The sequence below is a fragment of the Kineosporiaceae bacterium genome (assembly GCA_016713225.1).
Taxonomy (GTDB): domain Bacteria; phylum Actinomycetota; class Actinomycetes; order Actinomycetales; family Kineosporiaceae; genus JADJPO01.
The window spans coordinates 67,838-81,946 of record JADJPO010000006.1; the positions used below are offsets into that span (position 1 = coordinate 67,838).

Consider the following 14,109-nt stretch of genomic DNA (forward strand, 5'->3'; position numbering starts at 1 on the left):
GTGGCTGCAGTCTTCCCCCCGGCAGAGGCGGTTGGCCATGGCTCCGACACCCGCGATCGCGGAGCCGGGGCACAGCCTGGTACGCCACGCCGAGCTGGCGTACGAAGGAGCGGTGTCCGACCCGCGTTCGTACATGGCGGCCACCAGAATCTTGATCGAGGAGAGCCGCCGCCGCGGCGACCACGAGGCGCTCGTCGTCGCGTTGCACGCCCTGGGCTGGATCGAGCACCTGCTGGTCGGCAACCACGCGGCTCGCCAGCGGCTCGACGCAGCGGTGCGGGTGGCCGAGCGCCACGGACTCACCCGACGCCTCCCCGAGCTGCTCGCCAGTCGGGCGGCGGTGAACCACGAGCTGGGCCGGATGACCGCCGCGCACCACGATCTCGACCAGGCGCTGTCCTGGGCCACTCGGCACGGCGGCGAGATCGAGAGCGGCAGCCGGTGCCAGATCACCTTGCAGCGGGCCGTGTTGTGCCACAACCAGGGCGCCCTGATCGACGCCGGGCAGCTCTACCGCGAACTGCTCGCGCGCCCGTCCTGTCCACCGGCGGTGCACGTGAAGGCGGGTAACAACCTGGCTCACCTGCTCGCGATGTGCGGCCGGGCCGACGAAGGGCTGCCGTTCGCCGATGCGGCGCTGGACGGCGCCCAGGTGCTCGGACCGGGTCTGGCCGCAGCGGTCGCCCAGTCGCGCGCCTGGGTGTTGATGCAGTCCGGCCGGCTGTCCGAGAGCATGCGCGCCTTCGAGGACGCCGAGCGCCGGTTCGTCAAGGCCTCGATGCCCACCGCGGACTTCTCCGTCGAGTACGCCGACGCCCTGGTCGACCTGCGGCTGATGCGCGAGGCGGCCGAGGTCACCCAGCGGGCCGTCACGGACCTCGAACGGCTGGGCGCTCCGCTGATGGCGGCCGAGGCGCGACTGCGCCGTGCTCGGTTGTCGATGCTGGACGGCGAACCGGCCGAGGCGCTGCGACAGGTGGACGACGCCCTCGCGGCGCTGCGTCGACAACGTCGTCCGATGTGGGTGGCCGGGGCGCTGATCACCCGGGCCGAGCTGGTGATGGCCCTCGGGTCGGCCACCCCGGCCGATCTGCGCGCCATCCGGCGGGCAGCAGGAGCGCTCGAACGAGGACAGCTGAGCTCGGCGGTCGAGGCCCACCTCGTCGCGGGGCAGCTCGCCGACCGCCTGGGTCGCCGCGCCGCGGCGCTGGATTCCTGGCAGCGTGCCCACGAGCTCTCGCGCGGCCAATCCGTGCTGGTGCGGTTGCGCGGGCGGCTCGCGGCGGCGTCCGCTGCCGGTCTGACCGGGCGGCAGGGTGAGGTCGTGCGGCAGGCGCGCCTGGGTCTGGACGACCTGGCCCGCCACCGGGCCGCCCTGCCGTCGATGGAACTGCGGGCGCTGGCGTCGGGCCACGGTGAGCAGCTCGGGGTGTTGGGCCTGCGTGCGCTGGTGCCGACGGCGTCGGCGGCGCGGGTGCTGACCTGGTTGGAACGCACCCGGGCCGCGGCCATGGTGTTGGTGGACCCGCCCCCGGCACCCGAGATCCAGCAAGCGCTCGCGACGCTGCGGGCGGTCGAGTCCGACCTGCGCGAGGCCCGCCGGGCGGACGCCGGGGCGTCGGTCGACCTGTCGGGGCGGGTGCGCTCGCTGGAACGCCGGATCCGCCGCGCCGCCTGGGCCACCACCGCGCAGGCCGCCGGCCAGGAACAGCTGGTGGGCGCCGCCTCGTTGCGGGCCGAGCTCGGCGGTGCGGTGCTGGTCGAGTTCGCGGTGTTGGACGGCGAGGTGCTGGCCGTCGTCGTCGAGCCGCGCCGTACCCGGATGGTTCGGCTGGGCTCGTACGCCAAGGTCGCGGCCGAGCGTGAGGCGCTGCGTTTCGCGATGCGGCGGCTGAGCCGGGGTGGCATCGCCGCCCGGTCGGCGCTGCGCTCGGCCGCCCTGGTGCTGGATCGGCTGGGGTTGTTGCTGCTCGAGCCGTTGCACTGCGCGCCGGACATCCCGTTGGTGATCGTCCCGGCGCGGGGGTTGCACGGCGTCCCTTGGTCGGCGCTGCAGCAGGCGCCGGTGAGCGTGGCGCCGTCCGCGTCGATGTGGCTGCGGACCCGCACCCCACCGGTGCCCGCGACGCCGGCGCGGGGCGCGGACGTCGTCCTGGTGGCGGGCCCCGATCTGCCCGGCGCGTTGGCCGAGGTGAGCGTGCTCGAGGCGGTGTACGCGCCGACTTCGGCGAGGGTGATGCTGCCCCCGGCGAGCACGGTGCAGGCGGTGACCGCGGCGTTGTCGTCGGCGCGGGTGGCGCACCTGGCGTGCCACGGGTTCCTGCGCACCGACAACCCGACGTTCTCCTCGTTCCAGCTCAGTGACGGATCGCTGACCGTGCACGAGCTGGCCGCCTCCAGTCGGTTGGTGCACCGCGTGGTGCTGGCGGCATGCCGCTCGGGGGCGCAGGTCAGCTACGCCGGTGAGGAGGTGCTCGGCTTCGTCAGTGCGTTCATGGCCCGCGGGACGGCGGGCATGGTGGCCGCCACCATGCCGGTGCCGGACGGCGAGAGCGTGCCGCTGATGTCGGCGCTGCACGGCCGGATCGCGCAGGGCGACACCTTGTCGCAGGCGTTGTGGACGGCGCGGGCCTCGGTGGGCGCCGTCGCCGAGGACTTCACGGACCGACCGGTGGACTTCATGGCCTGGTTCGCCTACACGGCCTACGGCGCGGCCTGAGCTGTCTCTCGTCAGTCCATGATCACTGTTTGGACTCCCGATTCGGGACGAAAACCCTGCAAAGTGGCGCCCAATCGGTGATCAAGGACGGCGCTTGACGAGAAACTAATAAGCGCGCATAGTTTATACATGACGACTCTCGCCACCGCCCACGCCACCTCGACCGCCGAGCCCGCCGCGTTCTTCGCACGCTGGGCCGACATGGCCACCTGGCCGCAGTGGAACCTCGACACCGAGTGGGTCCGACTCGACGGCCCGTTCGTCGCCGGCGCCACCGGAACGCTGAAGCCGAAGGGTGGCCCCACGGTGTCGTTCGTGATCGAGCGACTGGTCGAGGGCCGCGAGTTCGTCGACACCTCGCGCCTGCTCGGGGCACGGCTCACCTTCGACCACCAAGTGAGCAGGACGCCGGGTGGCACCGCGGTGACGGTGACCGTGTCGATGTCCGGACCGCTCGCCCGGGTGTGGACGCTGATCCTGGGCAGGGACATCGCGGCGACGCTGCAGGGCGACCTCGACCGGCTCGTCGAGGTGGCCGAGAATCCCGAGGGCGCAGAGCGGGTCGGGGTGGCCGAGGGCGCCCTCTGATGGCCGCCTGGTTGGGCGTCGTCTCGGCCGAGCACGTGGCCCGCGGCGTGGCCCTGGGCATCGCCCAGACCAACCACGGCAAGCGCACCGGCCTGGCCCGGATGAGCCTCGGCGACGGCCTGATCTACTACTCGCCGCAGCAACGACTGGGCGGCTCCGAGCCGGTGCGGGCGTTCACGGCCGTCGGCCGCATCGCGGACGAGGTGATCTGGCAGGCCGATGAAGGCAGCTTCCGGCCCTGGCGGCGCCGGGTCGAGTACGACCTCGACGCCCGGTCCGTGCCGATCGCGCAGCTTCGCGACCGGTTGGATCTGACAGCGGCCCCGAACTGGGGGTATGCCCTGCGCCGGGGACTGCTCCCCCTGAGCGAGCGCGACGTCGACCTGATCCGCGAGACGATGACGTCGTGATGACCTCGTGATGCCGTCGAGGACGTCGTGGTGAGAGCCCCCGAGACCGGGCTGGCGACCGAGTTCGCCGACGCCGACGACAGCCCCGGGTTGCTGCTGTGGCGGGTGACCAACCGATGGCAGGCGGCACAGCGCGCTGCACTGAAGCCCCTCGGACTGACCCACGTGCAGTTCGTCCTGCTCGCCTCGCTGGTCTGGCTGGACGTCGAGGGGCCGGTCACCCAGAAGCAGCTGGCCGATCACGCCGTGGCCGACCCGATGATGACCTCTCAGGTGCTGCGGGCGCTCGAGGGGCTGGGCCTGGTGACCCGTCGTCCGCACCCGCTCGACGGCCGGGCGCGGGCACTGGCGGCCACCGAGGCCGGGCGTGAGCTGGCCAATCGCGCGGTGGCGGTGGTCGAGGCCTGCGACCGCGACTTCTTCGCCGCCCTCGGGCCGGACGTCACGGCCTTCAGCAGCCTGCTTCGCCGAATGGCCGGCGGCGGGCAGACTGGGTAGATGCCTGAACTGCCCGAGGTCGCCGCCCTGGTGGAGTTCCTGCGTGAGCGTGCGGTCGGCCGCGTGGTGGCCGGCGTCGAGATCGGCACGATCAACGTCTTGCGCACCTACGACCCACCGCCGACCGCGCTGGCCGGCATGACCGTGGACGGCGTGGCCCGCCACGGCAAGTTCCTCGACCTCGACATCGGCGGGCTGCACCTGATCTTCCACCTCGCCCGAGCCGGGTGGCTGCGCTGGTCGGACGGCCTGCCCGAGACCGTGATCCGGCCCGGCAAGGGTCCGATCGCGCTACGGGTTCGGCTGGATGATCTCGACCTGCCGGACGGCGAACGCCGGCCCGGGTTCGACCTCACCGAGGCGGGCACCAAGAAGTCGCTGGCGGTGTACGTGGTGCGTTCGCCGTCCGAGGTGCCGGGAATCGCCGCCCTCGGACCGGACCCGCTGGCGGAGGGTTTCGATCGGGCGGCGCTGGCCGCCGTCCTGGCCGGTAAGCGACAGCAGATCAAGGGCCTGTTGCGCGAGCAGTCGGTGCTCGCCGGGGTGGGCAACGCCTACAGCGACGAGGTGCTGCACGCCGCACGGTTGTCACCGTTCGCGATCGCCGCGAGCCTGGACGACGCCGAGGTCGACCGGCTGTTCACCGCGCTGCGCGAGGTGCTCACCGGCGCGATCGCCGCGGCGTCCGGCAAACCCGCCAAGGACCTCAAGGACGCCAAGCGCGCGGGCATGCGGGTGCACGCCCGCACCGGTCAAGCCTGCCCGGTGTGCGGCGACATCGTCCGTGAGGTCTCCTTCGCGGACTCCTCCCTGCAGTACTGCGCCACCTGTCAGACCGGGGGCAAGGTCCTCGCCGATCGCCGGATGTCGCGCCTGCTCAAGTGACCCGCCCGGTGGAGTGATCCGGCTGGTGGAGTGATCCGGCGTCTCACGGCTCGGGCAGGGTCGGCGCCTTCACCGCGTACACCGGGCAGTCGGCCTCCAGCAGGATCCGCTGGGCCGAGCTGCCGAGCAGCAGTTTGCCGACCGGCGACCTGCGGCGCAGCCCGAGCACGATCAGGTCGGCGGAGTGCTCCCGGGCGGCCTCGAGCACCTGATCGGCGGGCTCGGTGGCCTGCAGCAGTTGCAGGAGCCGGAACTCGAGTCCGGATTCGGCCAGCGTGCGACGTACCTGCGCCCACTCCTCGTCGGAGGAGAACCGTGGGTCGACCGGGGCGTCGCCCCGGCTGGCGTTGACCACGAGCACCGTGGCCCGTTGCAGCTGCGCCACGTCGATGGCGGCGGTCAGGGCAGCCCGGCCCTCCGGCGTGGGGATGTACCCGACGACAATGATCATGTACCTCACCTTCCCGTGGGACGCTCGGGTGCGCGGGCGCGGCTCAGTCCTCCTCGGCGAAGACGACCTCCCGCTTCGAGCGGATCGCCGGTGCCACGGCCACGAGCAGCGCCACGGCCGCGATGATCAACATGGTCAGTGAGATCGGCCGGGTGAACAGCACGCTGACGTCGCCGCGCGAGATGGTCATCGCGCGCCGGAAGTTCTCCTCCAGCAGGGGGCCGAGCACGAAGCCGAGCAGCAACGGTGCCGGTTCACAGCCGACCCGGATCAGCACGTACCCGAGCACCGCGAAGAACGCGATCCCGAACACGTGGAACCGGTTGAGTCCCAACGAGTAACAGCCGATCGCCGAGAAGGCGATGATGGCCGGGAACAGGATGCGATAGGGGATCGACAACAGCTTCACCCACATGCCGATCAGCGGCAGGTTCAGCAGCACCAGCATCAGGTTGCCCACCCACATCGAGGCGATCAGGCCCCAGAACAGCACCGGCTCGTCGTTGATCACGTTGGGTCCGGGGGTGATCCCCTGGATGATGAACGCCCCGATCAGCAGCGCCATCACCGGGTGCGCGGGCAGGCCCAGGGTGAGCAACGGGATGAACGAGGTCTGCGCGGCGGCATTGTTCGCCGACTCCGGAGCGGCCACCCCCTCGATCGCCCCGCGCCCGAACTCCTCCGGATGTTTGGACACCCGCTTCTCCACCGAGTACGAGGTGAACGAGGCCAGCACGTGGCCCCCGCCCGGCAGGATGCCCAGGGCCGAGCCCATCACGGTGCCGCGCAGCACCGGGGCGATGATCCGCCGGACGTCGGCCCGGCTCAGCCGCAGCGTGCTCACCTCGCGCACCATGGACGGCCGGTGCACCCCGGTCTGCAGGTTGCGCAGGATCTCGGCGACGCCGAACATGCCGACGGCCAGCGAGACGAAGTTCAGCCCGCCGTAGAGCTCGCGGGCGCCGAAGGTGAACCGCGGGAAGCCGGACTCGACGTCCTGGCCGATCAGGCCCAGCAGCAGGCCCAGCACGATCATCGCCAGGGCCTTCCACAGCGAGCCGCTGGCCAGCGAGATCGAGGCGACCAGCCCCAGGACGACGAGTGAGAAGTACTCGGCCGGACCGAACTTCAGTGCCGCCTCGGCCAGCGGTGGGGCGAAGGCGGCCAGCACCACGGTGGCCACGGTGCCGGCGAAGAACGACCCGAGGGCCGCCGTCGCCAGGGCCTGGCCGGCCCTGCCCTTGCGGGCCATCTGATAGCCGTCGATCGCGGTCACCGCGGCCGAGGTCTCGCCCGGCAGGTTGAGCAGGATCGCCGTGGTGGACCCGCCGTACTGCGCTCCGTAGTAGATCCCGGCGAGCATGATGATCGAGGAGACCGGGTCGAAGTTGAACGTGATGGGCAGCAGCAGGGCGATCGTGGCCGTCGGGCCGATCCCCGGCAGCACGCCGATCGCCGTCCCGAGGATGCAGCCGATCAGGCAGAACAGCAGGTTGGTCGGGGTCAGTGCGGTCTCGATGCCCAGCAGGATGTTGTCCACTCGGCTACCTCCCCGCCATCAAGGGCAGCTCGAGCTGCAGGATCACCACGAAGATGACCACGCACAGTGCGGTCAGCGCGACGGCGATGACGAGCGCGCTGACCGGTCGGGTGCCGTGGCCGGCCAGTGCCGACAGGAAGGTGGCGACCAACAGCGCCGGCACCAGGCCCAGCGGCGCGATGGCAAACCCGAAGAACATGATCGCCACCAGCACCAGCAGGCCGCGTACCCAGGGGACGCCGTCGCCGTCCTGGCCGCCATGCTCGCCGCCGTTCTCGTCGCCGTCCAGGGTCGTCCCCGCGGGTGCCGTGGCACCCGTGGTTCGCCGCGCGAGCAGCGCCCTGGTCAGGATGATGGCGACGCCCAACGCCGCGAGGATGATCCCCAGCACCATCGGGAAGTAGCCCGGCCCCATCCGCAGCAGCGACCCGGTCTCATAGGTCGCCGCGGTGGCGGCGAAGGCAACCCCGAAGGCGATGAAGACGGCCCCCGCGATCAGGTCGTCGCGGGTCGGCCGACTCATCAGTGTGCCCGGCCGGTCACGAGACCTTCACCCCGGAGTCCTTGATCACCGGTCCCCACAGGTCGAGTTGGGCCTTCAGGTAGGCGGTGTGCGCCGCGGGGGTGATCTGGTCGGCCGGCACCGGGGCGGTGCCGAGGTCGGCCATCTTGTCGATCACCTTCTGGTCCTTCAATGCCGTGGCCAGGGCGCCGGTGAGCTTGGTGATGATCGCCGGGTCGGTGCCGGCCGGCGCGTAGAGGCCGTGCCAGACCCCCACCTTCAGGTCGGCCATGCCGCCCTCGGTCGTGGTCGGGATGTCGGGCAGGCTCTTCACCCGCTCGGCGGTGGTGACCGCGTAGGCCTTGACCTTGCCGGCCTTGATCTGCGGGGTGGTGTTCGTGGTCTGGTCGCACATGAAGTCGACCTGGCCGCCGACCAGGTCGGTCATCGCCGGCCCCGTGCCCTTGTAGGGCACCTCGGTCAGATCCACCCCGAAGGACTTCTCGATCAGCAGCCCGCACAGCTGCGAGGCGGCGCCGATGCCGGCGTGGGCGTAGGTGACCTTGTCGGCGTTGGCCTTCACGTAGGTGGCGAGGTCGGCGAGCGTGGACGGCGGGAAGTCCTTCTTCGCGATGATCGTCATCGGCACATTGGTGACCAGGCCGATCGTGGCGAAGCTCTCCAGCGGCTTGTACGGCAGATTCGGGTAGAGCGACGGCGCGGTGGACATGCCGATGTGGTGCAGCAGCAGCTTCTGCCCGTCGTTCTTGGCCGAGGCCACCTCGGCGGCGCCCAGGGTGCCGCCGGCGCCCTCGACGTTCTGCACGATGACCTGCTTACCGAGCGCCGTGCTCATCGGTTCGGCGATCAACCGGGTCACCGTGTCGGTCGGCCCACCGGCCGAGAACGGAACCACGATGGTGACCGGCCCCTTCGGGTACCCCTCCGCCCCGCCCCCGGAGCCGCCGGAGCCTGCGGAGTCGCTGGACCCGCCACAGGCGGTCAGGGCGAGAGCCGCCGCGGCCAGGGTGACCGTTGCCCGGCCGCGGCGCATCGACGTGCGAGTCGAGGTGTGTGGGGAGGACGGCATCATGATGGATCGCGCTCCTTCGTCGGAACCTGACCACTCGAACCCTGCCGTTCAGATCATCAATGACCCGATATGGCTGTCATGTGATGTTCAGGTCGAGTATTCCGATCATCCGGTTTGTGCGCCAAGAGGCTGTACATATCGATTTGGCCGATCTTGCGTCGGCCGGACGGCGCGGGGGCGAGGCCGGCTGGCCGGGCGGCGCGATGGTCCGGTGGGCACCGGGGGTAGGTTCCCCGAGGTGGGATCCGTGACGGTGCGGCGAGGCGGTGCGGCGCGGCCGTTGCGTCGGTCGGCCGCTGCGCCGGACCTGTCCGCGCTGCCGGTGAGTACCGAACTGGTCGGCGAGGTGGGGCTCGGCGAGGCATTGCGGGTGACGGGCGCCGACGCCTTCCTGGTGCTGCACGAGGGGGCGCTGGTCTGCGAGGACTACCGCCATCCGGACGTGGAGCACGCGTTGCACCCGCTGCACTCGGTGACCAAGTCGGTGGTCGGCTGCCTCGCCGGCATGGTGATCGCGGAGGGACTGCTGGACCCGGACGCCGCGGCGTCCGGGTACGTGCCGGAGTTGGCCGGTGGCGGGTACCGGTCCGCCACCGTGCGCGACCTGCTCGACATGCGCACGGGCGGGGACTACCGCGAGTCCTACGACGACGCGGCGGGCGAGCTCGCCGTCCTGGGTCGGATCTGTGGCTGGTGGCCGGACGGCGTGCCTGACGTGCCAGAGGTGCCGGCCTCGGTGCGGGCCTGGTTGGCGACGATCGATCGGACGGCGGCCTCAGGGGGACCGTTCGCCTACCGTTCGGCCGACACCGAGGTGCTGGGCTGGGTGATCGAGGCCGTCACCGGAACGCCGCTGCCCGAGTTGGTGGGTCGGCGCCTGCTCGCGCCGATCGGCGTCGAGGCCGACGGGCGGTTCGAGGTCGACCCGGCGGGGTGCGCGCTGGCCTCGGGCGGGTTGGCGCTGGTGCCGCGCGACGTCGCCCGGTTCGGCGCCCTGCTGCTGGACGGCGGGGCGGTCGGGGACGAGCAGGTGCTGCCCGAGGGCTTCGTGCGGGACACCTGCACCGGGCAGGCCGACTCCGTGGCGGCGTTCCGCCACCGGGTGGAGGCCACTCTCGGGCCGGATGCGCCGTTGCCGCCGAACGGGTTGTATCGAAACCAGTTCTGGGTGGTGCAGCCGGGTCGCCCGCGACTGCTCTGTCTGGGCGTGCACGGTCAGCTGGTGCTGGTCGACGGCGAGTCCGGGGTGGTCGTGGTGCTGCTGTCGAGTTGGCCGACCCCGCAGGACCCGCAACGGTTCGACACCGGGCTGGCCGTGGCCCTGGCCGCGGTGGAGGCGCTGGCCGAACCCTCGGGCCGGGGACTGTCCCTGCACGGTTGATCCCTGGTCCAACCGGTGGGCAGCCGGGGTCGAGTGCACGCGAATCTGTCGACAACCCCTGCCGGGGAAGGTCCGGTTCGGGCAAGATGACCGCGCCCGTCCGCGCGAAGGGAAGACCGGATGTCGAGCAAGGCAGCGAAGAAGCACGGCCCGTCGAAGCGTGCTGCCCACGGCGCGGCGTCCCCGGGCAAGAAGTCCGCCAAGGCCGCCGCGTCGGGCAAGGCCAAGGAATCGAAGGCTGCCGTGGAATCGAAGGCAGCCAAGGTGTCCAAGGCAGCCAAGGTGTCCAAGGCAGCCAAGGCAGCCAAGGGGTCGAAGGTGGCCAAGGCGTCGAAGCTGCCGCCGTCGGAGCGCGCGGTGAGGGGCGGCAAGTCGGCCAGGGCCTCCCGGCCGCACCTGCGCAACATGTCGGAGGTGCGGACCTTCTTCCGCACCAATGAGACCCCGATCTTCTTCATCGGCCCGACGGCGTTCAACCTGCTCGGGGTCGACCGGTGGGTGCGCAACTTCTCGTTCATCACCTACTACGACTCCTGGGACGGCTACCACCCCCGCGTGTTCGCCCCTGCGGAGATCGCGCACGAGGAGTTCACCAGCGGCGAGGACATCAACAACTACCTGCTCACCCACCCCGCTGTCCGCGAACACATTGCGGCGCAGGTGCATCGCCCGGGTGACCGCCCGAAGATCGCCATGGTGTTCTTCGACGAGCAGACCGAGATGATCTGTGCCGAAGCGGGTTACGACCTGATCCTGCCGTCCCACGCGCTGCGCACCCACCTGGACTCGAAGATCACCACAACCCGGCTCGGTGAGGAGGCCGGGGCGCCCAGCGTGCCCAACGTGCTGACCACGGTGGAGTCCTGGGAGGACCTGATCGCCCAGTCGCAGAAGGCCGGGCTGGGGCGAGACCTGGTGTTGCAGACCGCCTATGGCGACTCGGGCAAGACCACGTTCTTCGTGGCCTCACGTGCCGACTGGAACCGCTGCGCCACCGAGGTGGTCGGCGAACAGATCAAGCTCATGAAGCGGATCACCAACCGGGCGATCGCCGTCGAGGCGGTCAACACCCGGCACGGCACCATCGTCGGGCCGTTCATGACCGACCTGACCGGCTTCGGCGAGCTGACGCCGTACCGCGGCGGATGGTGTGGCAACGACCTGTACCCCGAGGCCCTGAACCCCGAGCAGCGAGCGCGCGCCGTCCGGCATGTTCGCCGCCTGGGTGACCGGTTGCGCAAGGAGGGCTATCGCGGCTTCTTCGAGGTCGACGTCCTGGTCGATCTCGAGACCGACGAGGTGTATCTCGGCGAGCTGAACCCGCGGATCTCCGGGGCCAGCTCGATGACGAACGTGACGGCCGGCGCCTATGCCGACGTCCCGCTGTTCCTGTTCCACCTGCTGGAATTCCTCGATGTCGACTACGACGTGGACATCGACGAGATCAACGAGCGGTGGCTCGAGCTGGCGGCGGTGGACGTCTGGAGTCAACTGATCATGAAGACCTCCGACCCCGAGGTCCGCCGGATCGACCGGGCGCCGGAGACCGGCATCTACCGAATGCGCAGTGATGGTTCGCTGCAGTACCTGCGCAACACCCTGGACTGGCACTACCTGGCCGATGCGGACGAGGCGTTCTTCCTGCGGGTGTACGGCTCCGGGTCGTACCTGTTCAAGGGCGCCGACCTCGGGATCCTGGTGTCCAAGGCGCGGATGCAGACCGAGGACAACGAACTCACCGACAAGTGCCGCAACTTCATCGACGGCATCCACGCGGAGTACGAGACCTCGCCGATCCGCCGCCAGGCACGACCGATCAGTCACCTCGCCTACCTGAAATGACCCGGTGCGCCGGCGCCGAACGCGTTCAGGACGACGCGAGGGTGCGGGCGATCGCGCGGAAGGCGGCGATGCTCGACTGCAGTCGAGCGGAGTCCTGCGGCAGCGGCCAGGACGACAGTTTGACCCCCACGGTCTGGGTCGACGGCTCGACGTAGACCATCTGTCCGTGGATGCCCAGGCAGAGCAGGATCGGCCCGGCGTCCCCGGGGATGAACCAGAACTGGTTCCGGTACCAGCCACCGGGCAGGTAGGGCTCGTTCTCGCTGCGCGCGAAGGCATCCCGGACGTCGGCGGGCGGCGCGAGCGCCGTCTCGAGCCAGGAGGACGGGATCACCTGACGCGAGCCGACGGCGCCGCCGTCCAGCAGCATCAGCCCGAACCGGCCGAGGTCGCGCACAGTGGCCGAGAGGCCACCGTCGTGGATCGCCGACCCCAGCGGGTCGACCGAGATCTCGGCGTCGTGATAGGCGCCGATCGGTTGCCACACCCGCGTGCTGATCAGGTCGGCCATGCGCAACCCGGCGGCACGTTCGCAGACCCACCCCAGCACGTCGGTGTCGATCGAGCGGTAGACGAAGACCCCGTCGTGCTCCTGCTCGCCCGCCACGGTCAGGATGTAGGGGTACATGCCCAGCGGGTCGCCGTGGTTGCGCGGCGCCCACCCCATCGAGCGCTCCATCACCCGCACCTCGGAGTTCGGGTCGAGGTAGGTCTCGTGGAATCGGATGCCCGAGCGCATGTCGAGCAGGGTGCGCACGCTCGCACCGGCGTAGCCGCACCCACTCAGCTCGGGCACATAGGTCTCGGCCGGGACCTCGGGGTCGAGCAGGCCGTCAGCGGCCAGCGAGGCGGCCACACACGACACCACCGACTTGGTCACCGACATCACCAGGTGGCGGCGGCGGGCGGTCATCGGCTCGCGATAGCGCTCGTCGAGGACCTCGCCGCGATGGATCACCAGGAAGCCGTCGGTGTCGGTGGTCTCGACGACGTCGTCCACCGTGGTCGGGCCGGACGGCGTCTCGACCGCGATGGCACCCAGGCTCTGCGGCTGCACGGCCAGCGGGCGGGGTGTGTCGGTGCCGTCGATGACGTGGCTGGGCATCAGCTCGCGCATGTGCTGGAAGGCCCACTCCTGGTTGGGCGCCTCCTGCCAGTTGGCCAGCGTGATCAAGGGTCGTCCGGGCGGCATCACCCCGCTCCAGGCATCCACCTGAGCCCAGGCCGTACCGGGCTCGGGCTGGTAGTAGGGATGCTCCACGGGGAGTTCGCGCGTTGGTTCGGACACGAACGGATCCTATCCGGCCGGCGGGTCGCCGTCTCGGGCCGGTGGGCGGCAGACTGGCGCGATGACTGGCGCGGCGGGCGTGCGATGACGGTGCAGGTGTGGGCCGAGCGGATCTGGACCGCGCGGCGTGACGGGGTGCTGCTCGATCCGCCCAGCCTGAGTGCGGGTGGGCTCGATCTCGCCGCGGCGTACACGGTGCAGGAGGAGTTGCACCGGCGTCGGCTGGCCCGGGGCGAGCGGGCTGCCGGGTGGAAGCTCGGGTACACCTCGGCGGCGATGCGCACCCAGATGGGCATCGCGGAACCGAACAGCGGGCCGCTCACGGACGCGATGATCCTGCGTTCGTCCGAGGGTGTGCCGGCGCAGTTGCCGGACGACGTGCGTCACCCTCGGGTCGAGCCTGAGGTGGCCCTCGTGCTCGGTTCCGACCTGGTCGGTGAGGCGTCCGTCGAGGATGTGCGATCGGTGGTGGTCGAGGCGCGGGCGGCGCTGGAAGTGGTCGACAGCACCTGGCGGGACTACCGCTTCACGTTGGCCGACAACACCGCCGACGGGTCCTCGGCCGCGTACGTGGTGCTGGGCGAGGTGATCCCGCTGGACGCCGTGGACGACCTCGCAGTGCAGCTGACCGTGGGTGAGGTGGTCTCGGAGGCGACGACCGCGGCGGCGATGGGATCACCGTGGACGGCGCTGGCCTGGCTTCGGGATCATCTCGCCGACCGGGGGCTGCAGGCTCCCGCTGGATCGGTGGTGATCACGGGTGGCCTGACGGCGGCGGTCGCCGTCCCGGTGGGGGACGGCGCGGTGTCGCGGTTCGGCGAGGTCGCCTCGGTCGCGCTGACCCGTTGAGCCGGACCCCGCGTGCCCCAACCCGCTCGAGCCAGCCCTGCTCATGCAGCAACCTGCGCATGC

13 protein-coding genes are annotated in these 14,109 nt (G+C 70.8%); 8 read left to right on the top strand and 5 right to left on the bottom strand.

Translation table 11 applies throughout. The features are described from left to right. Nucleotides 1-37: 37 nt before the first annotated feature. From IPK24_20705 to IPK24_20725, 5 genes are all read left to right on the top strand, one after another. A complete protein-coding gene (locus IPK24_20705) occupies nucleotides 38-2,719 on the top strand; it encodes a CHAT domain-containing protein (protein ID MBK8077909.1) in 2,682 nt (893 codons plus the stop codon). A gap of 129 nt (nucleotides 2,720-2,848) precedes the next feature. Continuing rightward, nucleotides 2,849-3,307 (top strand): hypothetical protein, encoded by a 459-nt coding sequence (locus IPK24_20710; protein MBK8077910.1) that lies wholly within the window; start codon nucleotides 2,849-2,851, stop codon nucleotides 3,305-3,307. After that, on the top strand, nucleotides 3,307-3,717 hold the full coding sequence (locus tag IPK24_20715) for an EVE domain-containing protein (protein MBK8077911.1): 411 nt from the start codon (nucleotides 3,307-3,309) through the stop codon (nucleotides 3,715-3,717). The genes IPK24_20710 and IPK24_20715 overlap by 1 nt, the downstream gene beginning before the upstream one ends. Nucleotides 3,718-3,747: 30 nt before the next feature. Next, nucleotides 3,748-4,215, top strand: a complete 468-nt coding sequence (locus IPK24_20720) for a MarR family transcriptional regulator (protein ID MBK8077912.1) — start codon at nucleotides 3,748-3,750, stop codon at nucleotides 4,213-4,215. Further along, entirely contained in the window at nucleotides 4,216-5,100 is an 885-nt protein-coding gene (locus IPK24_20725; GenBank protein MBK8077913.1) for an Fpg/Nei family DNA glycosylase, read from the top strand. 43 nt (nucleotides 5,101-5,143) lie between these two features. Here IPK24_20725 and IPK24_20730 read toward each other — a convergent pair whose 3' ends face one another. Genes IPK24_20730 through IPK24_20745 form a run of 4 tightly spaced genes read right to left on the bottom strand, consistent with a single transcriptional unit; the run spans nucleotide 5,144 to nucleotide 8,647 of the window. Next, nucleotides 5,144-5,551 carry a universal stress protein gene (locus IPK24_20730; protein ID MBK8077914.1) on the bottom strand — a complete coding sequence of 136 codons (408 nt, stop codon included), beginning with the start codon at nucleotides 5,549-5,551 and terminating at the stop codon, nucleotides 5,144-5,146. Between the two features lie 43 nt (nucleotides 5,552-5,594). Beyond that, entirely contained in the window at nucleotides 5,595-7,091 is a 1,497-nt protein-coding gene (locus IPK24_20735; GenBank protein MBK8077915.1) for a tripartite tricarboxylate transporter permease, read from the bottom strand. Between the two features lie 4 nt (nucleotides 7,092-7,095). Continuing rightward, nucleotides 7,096-7,614, bottom strand: a complete 519-nt coding sequence (locus tag IPK24_20740; protein ID MBK8077916.1) for a tripartite tricarboxylate transporter TctB family protein — start codon at nucleotides 7,612-7,614, stop codon at nucleotides 7,096-7,098. 16 nt (nucleotides 7,615-7,630) lie between these two features. Then, nucleotides 7,631-8,647, bottom strand: coding sequence for a tripartite tricarboxylate transporter substrate binding protein BugD (locus IPK24_20745; protein ID MBK8077917.1), 1,017 nt, complete (start codon nucleotides 8,645-8,647; stop codon nucleotides 7,631-7,633). 286 nt (nucleotides 8,648-8,933) lie between these two features. Here IPK24_20745 and IPK24_20750 point away from each other — a divergent pair, with 286 nt between their 5' ends. Beyond that, nucleotides 8,934-10,067 (top strand): serine hydrolase, encoded by a 1,134-nt coding sequence (locus tag IPK24_20750; GenBank protein MBK8077918.1) that lies wholly within the window; start codon nucleotides 8,934-8,936, stop codon nucleotides 10,065-10,067. A gap of 120 nt (nucleotides 10,068-10,187) precedes the next feature. Continuing rightward, nucleotides 10,188-11,909 (top strand): biotin carboxylase, encoded by a 1,722-nt coding sequence (locus IPK24_20755; GenBank protein ID MBK8077919.1) that lies wholly within the window; start codon nucleotides 10,188-10,190, stop codon nucleotides 11,907-11,909. Between the two features lie 25 nt (nucleotides 11,910-11,934). Here the strand turns inward: IPK24_20755 and IPK24_20760 are convergent, their stop codons facing one another. Then, nucleotides 11,935-13,101, bottom strand: coding sequence for a serine hydrolase (locus IPK24_20760; GenBank protein ID MBK8077920.1), 1,167 nt, complete (start codon nucleotides 13,099-13,101; stop codon nucleotides 11,935-11,937). Between the two features lie 180 nt (nucleotides 13,102-13,281). On the opposite strand from IPK24_20760, the gene IPK24_20765 reads away from it, so the two are divergent. Then, entirely contained in the window at nucleotides 13,282-14,046 is a 765-nt protein-coding gene (locus IPK24_20765) for a fumarylacetoacetate hydrolase family protein (protein MBK8077921.1), read from the top strand. Nucleotides 14,047-14,109 lie beyond the last annotated feature (63 nt).